The organism is Desulfamplus magnetovallimortis, assembly GCF_900170035.1.
Classification (GTDB): domain Bacteria; phylum Desulfobacterota; class Desulfobacteria; order Desulfobacterales; family Desulfobacteraceae; genus Desulfamplus; species Desulfamplus magnetovallimortis.
Genome location: NZ_LT828572.1, coordinates 1 through 15,227, shown reverse-complemented (window position 1 = coordinate 15,227; position 15,227 = coordinate 1). Strand labels below are relative to the sequence as shown.

17 protein-coding genes are annotated in these 15,227 nt (G+C 38.4%); 2 read left to right on the top strand and 15 right to left on the bottom strand.

Going from position 1 to position 15,227, the window contains the following annotated elements:
* Positions 1 to 56: 56 nt before the first annotated feature.
* Positions 57 to 275: a hypothetical protein gene (locus MTBBW1_RS26515; protein ID WP_080809824.1), complete on the bottom strand. Its 219-nt coding sequence runs from the start codon at positions 273 to 275 to the stop codon at positions 57 to 59.
* Positions 276 to 661: 386 nt separating this feature from the next.
* The gene (locus MTBBW1_RS26510) at positions 662 to 2,239 is read right to left on the bottom strand and encodes a hypothetical protein (protein WP_080809821.1); all 1,578 of its coding nucleotides are present in this window, start codon (positions 2,237 to 2,239) and stop codon (positions 662 to 664) included.
* A gap of 226 nt (positions 2,240 to 2,465) precedes the next feature.
* On the opposite strand from MTBBW1_RS26510, the gene MTBBW1_RS26505 reads away from it, so the two are divergent.
* On the top strand, positions 2,466 to 2,693 hold the full coding sequence (locus MTBBW1_RS26505; RefSeq protein ID WP_080809818.1) for a type II toxin-antitoxin system Phd/YefM family antitoxin: 228 nt from the start codon (positions 2,466 to 2,468) through the stop codon (positions 2,691 to 2,693).
* Positions 2,693 to 3,079: a type II toxin-antitoxin system VapC family toxin gene (locus MTBBW1_RS26500; protein WP_080809817.1), complete on the top strand. Its 387-nt coding sequence runs from the start codon at positions 2,693 to 2,695 to the stop codon at positions 3,077 to 3,079. Before MTBBW1_RS26505 ends, MTBBW1_RS26500 begins: the two co-directional genes overlap by 1 nt.
* A gap of 1,006 nt (positions 3,080 to 4,085) precedes the next feature.
* Here the strand turns inward: MTBBW1_RS26500 and MTBBW1_RS26485 are convergent.
* From MTBBW1_RS26485 to MTBBW1_RS26410, 13 genes are all read right to left on the bottom strand, one after another.
* The gene (locus tag MTBBW1_RS26485; protein ID WP_080809809.1) at positions 4,086 to 4,688 is read right to left on the bottom strand and encodes a hypothetical protein; all 603 of its coding nucleotides are present in this window, start codon (positions 4,686 to 4,688) and stop codon (positions 4,086 to 4,088) included.
* A complete protein-coding gene (locus tag MTBBW1_RS26480; protein ID WP_080809807.1) occupies positions 4,688 to 5,098 on the bottom strand; it encodes a hypothetical protein in 411 nt (136 codons plus the stop codon). The genes MTBBW1_RS26485 and MTBBW1_RS26480 overlap by 1 nt, the downstream gene beginning before the upstream one ends.
* Positions 5,099 to 5,281, bottom strand: coding sequence for a hypothetical protein (locus tag MTBBW1_RS26475; RefSeq protein ID WP_080809804.1), 183 nt, complete (start codon positions 5,279 to 5,281; stop codon positions 5,099 to 5,101). It lies immediately after the preceding gene.
* Positions 5,282 to 5,285: 4 nt separating this feature from the next.
* Complete coding sequence (locus MTBBW1_RS28805; RefSeq protein ID WP_186441734.1) at positions 5,286 to 5,444, bottom strand: hypothetical protein; 159 nt, start codon at positions 5,442 to 5,444, stop codon at positions 5,286 to 5,288.
* Positions 5,445 to 5,539: 95 nt separating this feature from the next.
* A complete protein-coding gene (locus tag MTBBW1_RS26470; protein ID WP_080809801.1) occupies positions 5,540 to 5,881 on the bottom strand; it encodes a hypothetical protein in 342 nt (113 codons plus the stop codon).
* Positions 5,882 to 7,444: 1,563 nt separating this feature from the next.
* Entirely contained in the window at positions 7,445 to 8,053 is a 609-nt protein-coding gene (locus MTBBW1_RS26455; protein WP_080809794.1) for a hypothetical protein, read from the bottom strand.
* Positions 8,054 to 8,396: 343 nt separating this feature from the next.
* On the bottom strand, positions 8,397 to 8,714 hold the full coding sequence (locus MTBBW1_RS26445) for a hypothetical protein (RefSeq protein WP_080809789.1): 318 nt from the start codon (positions 8,712 to 8,714) through the stop codon (positions 8,397 to 8,399).
* A gap of 569 nt (positions 8,715 to 9,283) precedes the next feature.
* Positions 9,284 to 9,952: a hypothetical protein gene (locus tag MTBBW1_RS26435; protein ID WP_080809786.1), complete on the bottom strand. Its 669-nt coding sequence runs from the start codon at positions 9,950 to 9,952 to the stop codon at positions 9,284 to 9,286.
* Positions 9,918 to 10,475, bottom strand: a complete 558-nt coding sequence (locus MTBBW1_RS26430) for a hypothetical protein (protein WP_080809783.1) — start codon at positions 10,473 to 10,475, stop codon at positions 9,918 to 9,920. Before MTBBW1_RS26430 ends, MTBBW1_RS26435 begins: the two co-directional genes overlap by 35 nt.
* Positions 10,476 to 10,575: 100 nt before the next feature.
* Complete coding sequence (locus MTBBW1_RS26425) at positions 10,576 to 13,272, bottom strand: phage NrS-1 polymerase family protein (RefSeq protein ID WP_186441733.1); 2,697 nt, start codon at positions 13,270 to 13,272, stop codon at positions 10,576 to 10,578.
* Between the two features lie 59 nt (positions 13,273 to 13,331).
* Positions 13,332 to 13,520: a helix-turn-helix domain-containing protein gene (locus MTBBW1_RS26420; protein WP_222424192.1), complete on the bottom strand. Its 189-nt coding sequence runs from the start codon at positions 13,518 to 13,520 to the stop codon at positions 13,332 to 13,334.
* Complete coding sequence (locus MTBBW1_RS26415; protein ID WP_080809773.1) at positions 13,507 to 13,821, bottom strand: hypothetical protein; 315 nt, start codon at positions 13,819 to 13,821, stop codon at positions 13,507 to 13,509. Before MTBBW1_RS26415 ends, MTBBW1_RS26420 begins: the two co-directional genes overlap by 14 nt.
* Before the next feature lie 545 nt (positions 13,822 to 14,366).
* Complete coding sequence (locus tag MTBBW1_RS26410) at positions 14,367 to 15,140, bottom strand: tyrosine-type recombinase/integrase (protein ID WP_080809832.1); 774 nt, start codon at positions 15,138 to 15,140, stop codon at positions 14,367 to 14,369.
* Positions 15,141 to 15,227 lie beyond the last annotated feature (87 nt).

The following is a 15,227-nucleotide window of genomic DNA, read 5'->3' as shown; positions in this document are numbered from 1 at the left end:
AAAAATTCAGCAGATACTACTTATCATCCCTGACTTAACTCCCTTACACTTGGATATCACCCCTTCATTCTAAAAAAAGGAATTAGAAAAACAATACACGCAACAAAAAAAAGCACTCCGCCACCCAAACTCAAAATGTCTCCACTCTTAATGCTTGAAGCAATAAAAAATAAGGAAGAAAGAATAAATAATGACCATCCCCATAATTGAATTGTTTTGTCCATTTTTTTTATTTCGGCTGATGATTTTGTAAAATCTCTTTTAAGATTCTTCATTTTATCTCTGAATCCTTACAGACTTTTTTATGTTGGCCTTTCGATAGCAAATCAAAAAACACAACGTTGAGATCGTCGATGTTATTTCAACAATCATAAAAACTATAGATATTTTCACCCTTTTAACTAACGGTTTTTTACAATTTTTTGATTTTTGCTTTTAACGAGATGCGCTCAATCTTCTGACCAAACCAGGTAATTACACGAAAAACCTTTAATGAAAGGCATCTTGGCTGTTTTGTACCAATTTTCGTTATTTTGTAATTACAGTGATTACAAAGGCTGTAATGGCTTTGTAGTACCCGATAACACACACTTCTGTTTTGTAATTGTCTGTTTTTTATTTGATTTTATTTTTCTGGTGTCTTTGAGAACCTCATATTTAATCAATTACCTGTTTTCTCTAAAAGGGCCTTTTCAACCTTATCTTTGATTTTTGAAATCTCTTTTACGTGTTGCTTGTATGCTTTAAGTTCTTCCTCAAGTTGCTCTATTTTCCTGCTAAAGTCAGCATTTTTTTGTTCAATTATATCCTGGTAATGTTCAAGTTGCTTGACACCTTTCTTTGTCAAAAATTTTAAATTGATGATTTCTTTATTTTCTTTCTTTGCTAACTCGGAAGGTTTATTTATCAAAGACAAGAGTGTTGGTGTCTTTTCTGTTGTTGTCTGTTTTGCCTCTTTGAGTTGCCTTACAGACAAATCATCCTTGTATATTTTTTCAATAAGGATTTGTTTATCTTCAATATTTTTAACACCAAGCAAGTATATTTTATGGCTGACGGATAAGTTTCTATACGTGTGGAAACTGTCTTTTAGTTCCGTTTTGATGTCGTACCACTGAACGATGAGATTGACCGCATTGTATATCCAGGCTTTAGATGGCATATTGGAGGCTCTGTTCTCATCAATTTTATGGTACAGTTGGTTAAGTGTCTCTTTTTGGGGAGACTTCTTTAGGCGAGCGTTTTCTATTGTTTCCTGACTGAACACAAAGTCTTCATCGTAGGGATTTTCTTCAATATTTTGTTCACCACCGTAAAAGGTTCTTACAAGGTATTGACCTGCTTCCATTAAAGCCTGTTCATAGTTCCTGGAAAAAATCTGAGCCAGTTTATCATATGCTTTTTGTATAATATGGTCTTCCATTTCAATAACATCATCACGATTTTCTAAAACAGAGGTTTCATGGTGTATGGACTTGTTCTCATCAGAGGTTTCGATTTCAGGCTGAATTAAAAAAGAAATAGCATTAGCAACTTTTTTAGATGTTATAAGAATATCCTCATCTGTTTTACGACATCCTGTCCATCTGAATTCTAACTGTATAGATTGTACGTTCGGGTCTTTATAGTCCCCGTCCCTGAACAGTTGGTTCATATTGTTTTTGTCCCAGGCACAGTACTGTTTCTGATTTTTTTCTTTGTTTATATTCGCCAAAACAGCAGTTATTCCATTATCAGAGAGGGATTGAATTAACCTGTCAACTATCTTAGATTGTGCTGTATACCTCTTTTCAGTTTTGTGTTGCCCATACCCAACAAGAATATGTGTATCTTCAGGGTTTATATCACCGTCTTTAGCAACATCACCTTCAAGGTTTTTATCTTTTATACCGTGTATCCAAAGGAGGATGGCGCTGCCATATTTTTCTACAATTTCCTTTTTACATAATAACAATGGAGCAAGAAAATCCTCTTTGAGATGCTTTTCTACTTGCTGACGGTTATTGAGGTTTATTATCTTTTCTTCTTTATCTACAATTTCGCCTTTTCCCTTATGAGGTTTTTTGAAGACTTCATTTATGATGTAATACACATCAATCTGTTCAGCAATATAACGAGTTAGTGCTCCTGTATTTTCATCATTATTGGGATGACCGTGGGGAGCAATAAGAAGTATGTTAATCTTTCCCTTATGAGACTTAATATCATTATGAAATTGGGGTTCAGTTTTCTTTTTCATACAGATGTTGTCATCCTTATCAAAATTAATTTGCGTAAAATCAAAACCGAAGATATAGGAAAGAAGCCAGAATGTGAAGACAAATCATTAGCCCGAGACCGATAATTAAAAAGTTGTTTCATCTTTGATTTGAATTAAAAAAAATATTATACTTCTCAATGAAATCTATAGAAATGGATGTCTTGAAGCGTTCACAATAGCCTATTAAAACACGGAGAGAAATTTTATGCTGAACATCGACATTAAAAAGGCAGAGACCTGCTTTCCCAGTCTTCTTCAACAAACAATTGAAGGTAATGAGATAGTTATTACAAAAAATGGTCAACCTATTGTGAAACTTGTTGATGTTAGAAAAAAGCCAAAAAGAAAACGTCAGTTTGGAAGTGCCAAAGGTTTAATTAAGATGGCTGATGATTTTGATGAAACTCCCGAAGTTTTCCAGGACTATATGTGATGAAAGTCTTAATTGATACGAGTAGTTTTTTATGGTTTATTGGTGGGAGTGAAAAATTAAGTCAAAATGCCCGTAAGGTTATGGAAGACTTCGACAACGAACTTTTTATGAGTGTTGCCAGTTTGTGGGAAATCGCAATCAAAGTCAGCATCAATAAACTTGAATTGGCTAAACCATTTGACACATTTATCCCTGAAAAAATTGAAGAGAATGAAATCAACATTATTCAGATAAGCATCAAACACCTATCCGAAATTATGAGATTGCCTTTACATCACAGAGACCCTTTTGACAGATTGATTATTGCTCAAAGCATATCCGAGCAACTGCCAGTAGTTGGTTGTGATAGATATTTTAAGTCATACAGCATTGATACGATTTGGTAGATTTTGATGGTTGACGGTGTGAAATTTGGACGGCTTTTTTGACGGCTTTTGACGGCTAAAAGTGGGTTTTTGGGGCTCTGAGAGCCCCGTAAATAGGGTGGAACACGCTCTTTATCGCCCTTTCACGCCGGCGACAGGGGTTCGAATCCCCTTGGGGACGCCACCTATAAAATCAAGCACTTAGGAGAAATTCTAAGTGCTTTTTTTTGTTTTAAATTTTCGATTCCAACCCTATTTCCAACCCTTGAACCTGTTTCCCCATAAATTCATAAAAAAATACCTGCCATGCCAGGGGAAAAGAGAATTTATCATTCACAGATAAGTTTTTTTTTTGATTCCTCTTCTATAATTTTGATCTAAATTTTAATATGTTAAATATGTATATGTATACTATTTAATACATAGAATAATAGTAATGGTTAGACCATTTATTATAATGCTATTTATTAGGACAAAACCGACAATTTTTTTTTAAAAATGCACTATAGCAGAACCGACAAAACCGACAAAACCCATAAAATATTTTTTAAAATAATACTCAATGGCAATAATATCACAAAAGTAAATGTGAATGATAAAAAAAAGGTCACTCCAAAAAAAACGGGGAATGATCTTAAAATTTTGTCCTGCATGACAAATTTACACAAAACACTCTTTTTTTTACGGAAGACTTATTTTTATGAGCATTTGCGCTTAATTTTTTTAACAGAATAATGCAACCTTTTTTAGCATTAGGCGTTAATGGTTGATTGAATATCAAAAAAACACATTAGAACCAAATCAAACAAACAAAAAAAAACGCTGCCCCCCTCAGATAAGGGAACAGCGCTTTTTGCTCCGCCTGAAAGATAACGAAGCAGAGGGTAAGGTAAGGTCAAAATACAAACAAAAAACATCTTCATTGGTGAAAATACCATTATCACATTGGCGGAAACATCCCGCCGGTAAATCACCTGAAACCGTTATAAGGGGACGGCTTCACACCCCTATATATAAAAGGATTATTTCATCCTTTGAGCTGCTTCAATAAATCATTTCGATCTGACAAAAGACTCCGTGGAATCTGCCCATCAGGTTTTACAATGTCATTGAATATCGAACGGAACTCGTTTACTCGCTCCGGTGTCGTCGCATCTACAACCGGCAATTTGTTTGGTCCGGCCGAGAAGCCATCAATGCTGCCGCCGAACTTCAGCCAGGATGCAACCGCCGCACCAAGTAGAGATATAAAACGTTTCTTCTCGGCTGCTATCTCGCTCTCGACTTCTGCAAGCTCAGCTTTTATCTGCTTCCGCTGTTCTTCTCTCTCTGTTGCCAGGGCATCGACAAGTTTATTTTCAAGCTGACTAATGACAGTTGATATTGTGTCGATCTTCTTGATTGCAAATCCAAGATCACTTTCAAGAGTTGCGATCTCAACAGTACTTTTTTTGCCGCCTAATTCAGACACTCTTGAATTCTCAAGGCGTGACTCAAGAGACAATTTAAGAGCAATCAAATCTGCTTGATCTGACTTAAGAGCATTAATCTCCGCTTCAATATCCTGTGAAGAAACGCCTTTTAGCTTATCTGCTCCGGAAAGCCAACCGAACCACTTTTTTACAGCCATCAGTGCCCCTCCTGCATCTCTCGTTTTAATCGCTCAAAGGCAATACCACTGTTCAGTGTCGCCAACATCTCATGATGTCCCTGCTTACACAAGTTCTTAATCAGCTGAATCTTGACAAAGTTATGGTCGGGAAGATCTCGCAAATCTTTTTCGATCTGCTGCAGCTGCTCCTCTGAAAACTCGACCTGCTGTCTGTTTCTGGCAGCCAGATACTCCATCCCGTGCTGGCCACTTGTGTGTTGCTGCCCGAAAGACTCTTTTTTCTTTGCCAGGTCAATGAGTTTTTGCTCAAGCTCTGGACCTGGTTTGTGATAGCCTGTAAGTAAAGCTGAAGCGTAACTTGTGCTTACACCCAATGCATTGGCGACACGATCTCTCGGCTCGTCTTTTAAAATAGTCTTGTAATCCATTTATCTAATCTCCCACAGCAAACTTGCCCTGTAACAGGCTCCTGATACTCGAACTGTTTGGAAGGATTCAACGTAAAGTTGTTTGCCCTGCAAATCTGCATCATCTTTTTTTTCATCTAAAAACGCCTCGATAACCGCCGTTAAAACGCTTTCGTTTTCGTTCTGGAAAATCTCTAATCGCATATGATCAACGCCTATTTGCCGGTGCTGTCTTCACCAAACCTTCATTTGTGGCGCTTATATAAGCTCTGTACACTTCATAATTGCCCTGGAATTCATCATTTAGAACAGGATCCCTTCTAAACTCGCTCTCACTTTTCAATTGCTCTTTCTGCCGTTCTGTCATCTTGTCACCTCACTGAATATTATTCGTTAATAATAATGATAATAATAATAATATTCTGTTTGAGCTGATCTGTCAAGTATAATATTCTGTTTTTATTATGGTTTAGCCATGCAGGAATGGAAGGAAAGATATTGTGCCGGTTTTGGGAACATGGCCACGGCTTCAATGGTAGTTGTGGGTTTTGTTTCGTACAGGTGCCAGAATTCTTCGGGCAATCCGCCTTTCTTTAATAAGGATAGATAGACTCCGGTGGAGCGGAAGGTTTTTAAAGAATGTTCAACCTGTGATTTTGAAAGAGACGGTTCTTTTGATTTTATTGTCTCTTCTCCAAGACCATTCCCTTTTTCAAGGTTTCCCTTGATTGTTCCATAGCTTCTTGTATCTGCTCCTTTATTAAGGGGCAGTTCATACACATCCCTCACGCACTGCACAAGCACTATCCCCTGCTTCTATTTGCCGTTTTGTTCTGGATGGGCACTTTTGTGGCCATCCATGTAAACATCCCGCACACCATCTCTACTTTTGAAGAGAGGCATTTACACAAAACCACCACAAAGTAGTAGTTCTATGCAATCATCGAAAAATATACCCCCCGTTTTTCACGGGTAAAAATCCCGTGATATCTCACTGTTGAAAGTGTATATATGCATTGTTTAAGACCTTTTAAAACAGGTGCTTATGATGATATGCAAAAAACTTAAAACTCAATTTAAACCGTGTTTTTTCAGCCTCGTTTTCACAGGATAAAATTACAGGCATCGCCTCGAAGTATCAGGGTTCGCATTCGATCCGGTGGTATGTCTCTGTTCAAGTATGCAGATAGAATCGAACACACAAATTGAAAGCTCATCAATGAAGGATATGCTCCAGCCAACCAGGCCTTTGCTGCTGATCTGTGCTTCGTGCTCTTTAAATCATCTTTGACCTGTCTCAATAATGCACTGGAAAGCATCATGTACGGGTGTAACTGCTTATTGTTTGTGTTAATGACATTTAATTGGAAATCGCTTCTATTATCTCTTTGTTTCAACATTTTGTAGCCTCCAATGAGTAATTACACTGTCTCCCAGGTTCGGGGGGAAACAGTTCTCTCGTCGCCGAGAGATTTAAAAACTGTTTGGTATGCCCCAGGGATGCACGGGAAAAAACTGTGTGTGAAAAGTTGCATTGATGCAACCTTTCGTATACCCCACGCCGCACTGGCAAAACGAGATAGGTTACTGGGAAATAATTTCACACGTAGTATACCCCACGCCGCACTGACAAAACCGTACACGTGTACGGTTTTCAAACATGCCTCCCAGGGACAACAGGAAAACATTTCCACAACCCCCGCCTGTTGTAAACCTTGTTTACACTTTTGTTGTGTACCACATTGTGAACATGAGATGCAAGCCTTTGATTTTACTGTATAAAACAACTCGTTTTTTGGTATCATTTCTACCAAAAGCCGTTGCCTTGCCGCCCCGTACTGTTTTATACCTCTGGAAGTACCTTTTAATGTACCCCCCCCCCTCCTACCCCCCTGGCATGGCAGGAACATAAAGCGACACCTAAACAGCATTGAAAATATCAACATTTCTCTACTCTTTCAAAAGACACAATGCCACTTTAAAGCACTGTTATTTATGGCCTTTACAGTTATATGGAAATTCTCTGAACCCTCTTTAAATCGGTGTTTTTTGAAGGCTGTTTTTGAGTATTAAAAATGTGGATGTTTTTTCTATGCTGAAGGTCTGGAAAGTTCTATGAGTACTCTGTTTGAAATTTGCAACGTGTTGCAATTTTGCCCGTATTTTAGAGCAACGTTCATGTAGTTTGTTCCGGTGCATCTCGTTCAAGTCGTTTGGCCTTGTATGTTGAATCTGGGATTGTTTTGGGTTTTAGTGTATCTTCGGTAAAGGTCAAATTAGTGTCGCTAATTTGACCTTTACTTTTGTGGATAACTTTAGTGTCGTTAATTTTATCCACTTCTTTTGTTACATGAAGGAATATTAACGTTACTGTATATTTTCAATGGCTGCTGCTATGTCTGACTTGGAGTAATACTTTAATAGTTTATCCAATGCTGCCTGTAAGTCGTCAGCTCTAACCTGGAGCATTGGTTTTTTAATTCCAGCGAGTACAGCGGCTCTGTGTGCTGATAGTTCGCCTGATGCAACCTTTGAGAAGAGTTCTGGGTTATCTCGTTTCAGGCGTTTGGAAAGATATGTGGTTCCTCTGGATTGTTTGGGTTTATCTTCTGTTTTACTAAACATGGTAGTATTGCTACCTTGTTTCTTTTTACCCCTCCCCGGCCCCGCTTCATTATCTTTTTGATCTTTAAGTGCCTCCAACTCCCCGATAACCATGCTCTTAACATCCGGTGCATTCTTAAGGTACATGAGAAGATCATCAATAGATAGTTCCAGACCATGCCATAATGGATGCTTACAAAGTGCTTCAAAGGATTTAAAATAATTCCCGTTTTTGTCCTCTACTTTCTCCCATAATTTCTGTTCGATTATGTTCTTGACGCAAAGAGGAAAGGTCTCAAAGATGTTTGTTTTACTTGATAAAACCCTTTGTGTGGTTTTGATATATTCCTTTGGATTTATTGGTATTCCCATCAGTAAACCTCACTTGATATGTTAAATTAACCGTTAATATTAACGCAACATGCACCCAGACACTCGACACATTTTTGTGTTGAGTATCTGGAACCTGCCCTGGTCTTCTGCATCTGGAAGGATATCTTCTTCAATAGAAGTAGTAATACTATTTCTATTTATCCCCCCTGCCTGTTTCCTTACCTTTAACAGGCATATCCTCCACTTCACCCAGCAAATCATCAATGGATAACTCCAGACAGTGCAATCAAACGTTAATATTAACGCAACAAGTTTTATAATCTAACCGCCTTAAATTTAAGGTGGTTAGATTTGTCACGGCATGATATTTACTCTATTTCTGTTATGCTTCAATCATTCGGTTAGCAATATTTTTTAACTCATTCAATGAACCATAATGATCACCTTTCCCTGCTCTATAGAATAGAGTTTCCAGTCTGTCTGGAAAATGTGTTGATAGTTTGATCTTGCCTTCATATGCTGCCGTTTCAATGACTCGCAACTCATCAAACAATGCATTTACATCCCCATAGTCATTCCCTTTATTATCATCGCAACCATCCAACCAACACTCATCAAGTATTTGCCTGCAAACAAGATTCCTGATTTCATCAGATACTTTTTCTGTCACCTCATCAATATATCGCATCTCTACTTTCATGATATTACACTCCTGTTTTGAAGTTTTGAACTGCCCCCCCTGGATCTCCAATGAAGGGCATGCCACATCTTTACCTACGCCGGAAACGGTGACTTGACGTCACTGGCTCCGGTGGCTCTCTCTTGAAACACTCGCAATGGCCTACACGTGCATCTTTCACCGCCGGACCGTAAAGCGCAACCAGGCCGGTGGTAGTACTTGATCTCTATAACTCTTTTCTGTTTCATCTAAAAAAAATTTCTGCCCCCGAGTCAAACACTCCCATTTCTCTCATCGAATCAATGCTCTCTGGAAAGCTGATATGTTTTAACCCTTTTGTCCGTTTCATTTGTCTGTATTTGAAATTCCGGCATTCATCGCAACAAAAGAATACCTTGAATATTGTCTTTTTGACGTTCTTATAATATCTCATAAGGAACCGAGTTTTTGCATCAGGATGCCCACAAAATTGACACCCCCCCATTATTAACCCCTCAGAATTTGCTCTCAAATACCTCTTTATAAAAAATGCCCTGTGCTGCTTAAAAATGTCTATTTCGCTGCTTGTGTCTTTCATGTTTCAATACCTTCTAAAATGTCCATTCCAACGGGTTTTTCAAATCCTCTATAGTCATCCCCTCTTCAGGCGGAAAACCATACTCATTATTACAGCATCTCTGACAACAAATATTTTCATTGTTATGAATCAAAAAACCCTCAAGATACTCAGAACCGCAACGCTGACAATGAGTTTCAAACCTGGGTTGCTCTGCATCGGATTTATATGTAATGGATGCACTGACCTTTTGAGTAAAGGAATTTGAAACCATCAAGGTTATACCCAAAGATGATTCACACATATCAAGAGACAACATATAAGGCATCATGATTGCAGGAACATGAAAAAGCGCAAGATTCAAAAGATCATTAGCTGCCTGGGTATTACTTGTTATCACGGTGGCAATAGCTGTTCCCATATCATCCTTACCCATTACATCTTTAGGTAACCGGATACACCTTAAACCCTCCGGTGGATTATCAATCACATCATCTGAACAGTATGTACGTGATACAACAGCCATTTCATAACCCTCGAACTCATCGCCTCCCCAGATACAAGCTCGATCTGCAATGAACCCATGATCAACTATACTTGCAATGTCATGTGGACAATTCATCATGAATAACGGGTATGTTTTGCATTCTCCCCATTTCTCAAAATTTTTAGCTCCAAATACATACTCTGGTTTTTTTTTCATCTTTTTCCATCCTTGCCGGTGGTTCCGGCTCATTATTTGGTTTAAACCATCTACTTTTTTTCCCTGGTAACGGGCAGGCATCCATCTTGAAAACTGACACCTTGCCCCCTTTACTGCATACATTGCCGGGCAGAAGGAAGGAGCAACTCTTTCCATTAAGGCAGCAACTCATTTTTGAGAATTGTTTCGGTGCTGTATTGAAATTCAACAACTTCTGCTTCTGCTGCTGCTCGGCATCCCGTTTCCTGATCAACTCGTCAATTTGCAGTGACATCTCTTCAAGCCTTGGGATAGCTGCCCAGCGCTCTTCGTCTGTTGCATCATGGGTATAGTCGTCTACCCAGTCGGCCAAAATGTCGGCCTGTTGCCAAAGATCATTGATCTGTTGGTCAAGGGATTTTTCCGGTGGTCTGCTTTCCTGGAACATCATGGGATTGAAATCAAGGTTGATTTGCTGAAGGTCAAGGTTGATCTCAGGTTCGGGAAAATCCATCTCATCTAATCTATTTAGCCATTTATTCATTTTTTTTCCTTAAACGTATGGAAATAGCACTGATAAAAAACCGACAAAACTTATATACAAAAGGGTTTTGTCAGTTTTGTCAGTTCCGCTTTAGTGCATTTTAAGAAAATTTTGGATTAATAAAATACTTTACTGAAGGCCTACCACCATCTGTGGATGTTCCAGAACAGTCTTCTCTTATCCAATGTTTTTCAATTAAACATTCAATGGCAGATTCTACAGATTCTTTATCTTTGAGCATTTGCCACCCTTTACGGTAAACATCCCTCGCTGTAAAAGGCTCAGTGACCTTTCCCTCTTGAATTTTTTTCGCCAATTTCTCCCCGTGAATTTCTCCGGCATTTGTAACCATGCCATAAATTCGCCGTGCATGAGATTCCAGATATTCACAACAAACAGCTGCTTGAATTGCGCAATGTTTTGGGATATCTCCGCCCTTGCTGCTCCCATATGCAATTTCAATTAAGTGATAAATCAAAGCCAATGAAGGCATTAAAGAAGGATATTTCCCCAAATGTTCACTGATAATGGGCTCCTCTTCTTCATTCTCAACTTTTTGCATCAGGTCATAGAACCATTCTATAAATATTTTCTGTGCATCAGGTGAAAATTTAAAATATGGTGCATCCTCGCCTTTAGTTGCTCCATAAAATTCAAAATCCATTTCAGATAATGTTTCTATGATTTCATAAAATTTGATTCTTGCTTCACTGTTTGGATATTCATCAACATATTTCCAAGGGATAACATCAGGATAGACCATCATCTGAAGCCTTTGGACACTGCCATCGTTATCCCCTTCAAGCATTGAAGCCCTCAGAAATCTAAAAATCTTTTCCGGCTGAATTCCTCCAATGACAGTACTACAAATGTATTTTGCACTTATAACCCCACGTCCTATTTTTGCATCAGTATATGGCTGTTTTCCTTCATGAGATTCCATAAAAAAGGCTTTAGTTGCTTTCCCTTCCTTTTCGTCCCTCTCCCAGTTCAAAAATATTTTTATGAGTTCATCTGCAAAATACATTAAACCCTTTGGATTCTCTCCACAAAGTTCAGCAAATTTTTCCATAGTACAGGCATTGACTTTGTATATTTTTTGCTTTGGCGCACCAACTTTGCATTCTTCAAGATCGTTCAATTCCTGCCTAAGTTCATTCAATGTTTTTGCAGAATTTTCTTTTTTTGAACCATCTGGTTTATTTTCTGCATCTTTTACCTCGGCTTTAATTTCATTTTTTATACATTCCTCGATTTCCTTCTTTTTAAATTTTATTCTGGTATCCAATATAAATTTTTCTGCTTCATATGATTTGTTTTCTTTTTCAAACTCTTTATCAGCTTTCTTTTGCAACTTGCCTATGCTCTTATTTACAATCTCGGAAAGAACAGGCGTTTTTTTCTTTGATGGTGGAGCGATAACGCCACCCCATGTATTAGGTACAACCTCCCAGTCATCTTTCTGTTTTGGTCTTACCCTGCAACCTGTTCCAATTATCGAACCTGTGGTTAGTATGGCAGCGATAAATGGAAAATCCTTTGGAACAGCCCACCTATAAGCAATATCCTTAATCCATGCCTTGAAAGGAACAGGTATTGCTTTGTCTGGCAATTCCATTACTGGTAGAAGTGATTGTTTTATTTCCAGGGGTTCCGGCCATTCTTCAGGAGTTGAATCATCTTTATAATTCGGGTTATAAGTATTGTTCTGCTTATTAATGGCAGTCTGTATTGTACGCTGACCATATGTTTCCCCACTGCTATAATGAACCTCATCCCATTTTGGCCTCATTAATCCTGATTGACGGAATACTGCATCAATTCGGGAATAATCTTTTTGAAGGTAGAACGCTAACCAATGGCATAGGCTCATATCTGCTGCACTTGCATCCTTGCCAGTATCACCATTGAATAATGCCTTAACAGCATCCCCATGTTTTTTAGAATTAAAGGCAACACGTTTGAGAAAATCAATATCATCATTCACATTGAATGATTTTTTGATTTTAACTTCTTCTTTATGTGAATGACCTATTGAAGCATTATTGAAATTAAAGATGTGTTCCGGCTGTTTTTCACGCTCCCTGATCTGGTCAATAGCTGCCTCAAGTTCCCCGTTAAGCTCCCAGGGGTCAACCAAATCACCTCTATGAACCACCTTGACTATCTGAGGGTTTGCGCTCCTCCCTTCATCAACCTTCTTTTTGTTCGGCCAATTGTAGGTACCAGGTATCCTCCAAATATGAGATAGATCCTTTGTGCCAAAATCACACTTACTGAATTCCTGAAGCATAGCAGCAATGTTTTTAGCCTCCGCAGGCAACATGGGCTTTTTAAAGAGATATGCAGCCTGATATCTGTTTTCTGAAGTCTCCAGAACATAAGAGGGTTCAATGGGTAATCTCTCCGCCCATTTATCTGCAGCATCATCGTCAAAATCAGCAACAAGACCAAGAACCTTTATAATATCCTGCTCACTGCCTTTTTTATTTGATGGTAAATCATCCCTAAGCAGAACCAACGGCATGTACACATTTCTATGTGGTTCTTGTGTCCAATGACAGATAGTGTTTATAACGGAGTCCAAATCACCAAATGTGAAAGATTGAACCTTTGGGAAAAGGTTTTTTCCTGTAACAGGGTCTTGACCATATGAAGCAATACGCCCGCAGCCTGAATATATATTTTCACCAAAAGCATTTGAAATCATCTCGATAATTTCACTCATGGTTTTACGATTCATTTCAATGTTTTTTACTTGATTTGCAGGAGCTTCTGTGTTAAGTTCTTTGTACATTTTGAGTTTCATCCTTTATGCCCGTTTCCCCTTTTCCAGGTACGGGCATTTTCATTTTTTTAAGAGATTGAAATCGTGTTTTCCGCAATATATCTGTCAAGCTCCGCCTTCTGATATCTGATAGCTCTTCCCAATTTCACATATTTCAAGTATTTTCTGTCATGCCGCCAATTAGCAAGGGTTTGAACAGTGACACCCAGATAAATAGCTGCCTCATCTGTTGTGAGAAGTTTCTTAATTTTGTCCAATAGTAGAAGCCTCCTGCTGCTGTTCCAATAGTCGTTCAGCCAGTTCATGAACTTTTTTCCGGTGTTCGTTTTCCTTTCTTGCCTCCTGCTGCTGTTTCAAGAGAAGTTCAGCTAATGCATCAATCTGCTGGCCTCTCTCTTTGCCATAGCTGGCTTTGCCATTTATGACCTGTGAAAACATCGCTCTTGACATCCCCAGGAAATGGGCAAGCTCTCTGTGGTTATAATCTCGAAAAAGATCGTAATGGTGGTGCTTAATTGAAATGTCATGCTTCGGTTTTGGTAGATTTTTTGGACACATAGATAAAGCCTCCATGTTTTTGTGGAGACCTTTGCAGGGGAAGGAATTAAGGCAGGGTAGTTTGGAAAATTAAATTTTTCCAACCCAGGGGTTGACTAACTCAAAGGAATCTTATACAAGAAACTTATGCCGTATAACAAAAGGCATAAAAAAACTCGTAAAGGAAATGAAATGAGTATCATCTCCCTGCTTTAATCGGAAGTCCGTGCAAAAGTCATCCGGTTAAGCAACCAATTTTGAGAAGCCTGTAAAGCAGTCTGGAACACTGCTTTATGGGCTTTTCTTTTTTGGTCAGTTCATTAAACTATCATATCGAACACCCTTGATATAAATTACAATTTTATCATTACAAGGGAAACATAACAGGGTTTTAAGTTTAATGCAATACAAATAACGGTTTTTTTCAGCCACACCATAATTTTTTACCTTTAATACTTCATAACAATAAGTTGTGTGTCTGCCATGTCTGCCATATCAATATGTTGTGTTGATATACAGAAAATACAATGAGCTGGTTAAAATAAACCCTGAGCAACATTGAATACTTATCTAAGGTTTATCACATTATCAAGATCATCTTTTATCCTGCTGTTTCCAATGATCTCATCAATTTGTGAAGCTCCATTCTTAAGAGCTTCATCTCGTAAATGTGCATAACGCTGTGTCATCTTCGGGCTTTTATGTGTAAGAAGCCTTTGAAGAACATACATATCAACCTTGCCTGAACTGGCAAGCATACTTGCATAAACATGTCTTAACCCATGCAAGGGACGGAAATTCTTAGGTAATCCAGCACGCTTTACTATTCTTTGTGCTGCATGGCCTGTTGTTGTCCTATGCCCTCCATCCTTGCCAGGGAAAATATAGGGGCTCCCCTTTGGATGGATTGATCTTAATACCTCTTCTGCCAATTCATTTATCGGTATCCTCTGATCTACTCCGCCTTTAGGGTCACGGATTGTTATAAAGCCAGTCTTGAAATTTATGTCATGCCATTGGAGTTTAAATATTTCAGTTCTTCTCATTCCCGTATAAAGAGCTAACTTCATGATATTTGCCACATCAGTATTTGAATCTTCCTCTATGGCCTCCAGAAGAGCATTTAATTGATCTGGGTTTAAATCCTCTGTAACCTCATTGTTAACTGTGGGTTTTTTGATATGGAATGTAAGCCCTTCACATAAATTATTTTTGGTTCCATAGTTAACTATCCATGTAAGCAAATTAAGAACATGCTTCACTGTCTGTGGAGACAAGGTTTTTGACATCTTCTTTTGAAGTCTCATTACATCAAGATTAACAATATCCTTTGGTTCCATATCCCCAAATACAGGCTCCAGATATTTATTATATCTGCCTGTATCAGTATCCAGCGAACTCCCAGGGTTTCTGGTCAGCCTGTCTAT

Coding starts and splice junctions, on each gene's coding strand:
- MTBBW1_RS28805 (WP_186441734.1), bottom strand. CDS start 5,444: ATGACAGAACGGCAGAAAGAGCAATTGAAAAGTGAGAGCGAGTTTAGA.
- MTBBW1_RS26475 (WP_080809804.1), bottom strand. CDS start 5,281: ATGCGATTAGAGATTTTCCAGAACGAAAACGAAAGCGTTTTAACGGCG.
- MTBBW1_RS26480 (WP_080809807.1), bottom strand. CDS start 5,098: ATGGATTACAAGACTATTTTAAAAGACGAGCCGAGAGATCGTGTCGCC.
- MTBBW1_RS26485 (WP_080809809.1), bottom strand. CDS start 4,688: ATGGCTGTAAAAAAGTGGTTCGGTTGGCTTTCCGGAGCAGATAAGCTA.
- MTBBW1_RS26410 (WP_080809832.1), bottom strand. CDS start 15,140: ATGGAACCAAAGGATATTGTTAATCTTGATGTAATGAGACTTCAAAAG.
- MTBBW1_RS26415 (WP_080809773.1), bottom strand. CDS start 13,821: ATGTGTCCAAAAAATCTACCAAAACCGAAGCATGACATTTCAATTAAG.
- MTBBW1_RS26500 (WP_080809817.1), top strand. CDS start 2,693: ATGAAAGTCTTAATTGATACGAGTAGTTTTTTATGGTTTATTGGTGGG.
- MTBBW1_RS26425 (WP_186441733.1), bottom strand. CDS start 13,272: ATGTACAAAGAACTTAACACAGAAGCTCCTGCAAATCAAGTAAAAAAC.
- MTBBW1_RS26445 (WP_080809789.1), bottom strand. CDS start 8,714: ATGAAAGTAGAGATGCGATATATTGATGAGGTGACAGAAAAAGTATCT.
- MTBBW1_RS26455 (WP_080809794.1), bottom strand. CDS start 8,053: ATGGGAATACCAATAAATCCAAAGGAATATATCAAAACCACACAAAGG.
- MTBBW1_RS26430 (WP_080809783.1), bottom strand. CDS start 10,475: ATGAATAAATGGCTAAATAGATTAGATGAGATGGATTTTCCCGAACCT.
- MTBBW1_RS26435 (WP_080809786.1), bottom strand. CDS start 9,952: ATGAAAAAAAAACCAGAGTATGTATTTGGAGCTAAAAATTTTGAGAAA.
- MTBBW1_RS26510 (WP_080809821.1), bottom strand. CDS start 2,239: ATGAAAAAGAAAACTGAACCCCAATTTCATAATGATATTAAGTCTCAT.
- MTBBW1_RS26515 (WP_080809824.1), bottom strand. CDS start 275: ATGAAGAATCTTAAAAGAGATTTTACAAAATCATCAGCCGAAATAAAA.
- MTBBW1_RS26505 (WP_080809818.1), top strand. CDS start 2,466: ATGCTGAACATCGACATTAAAAAGGCAGAGACCTGCTTTCCCAGTCTT.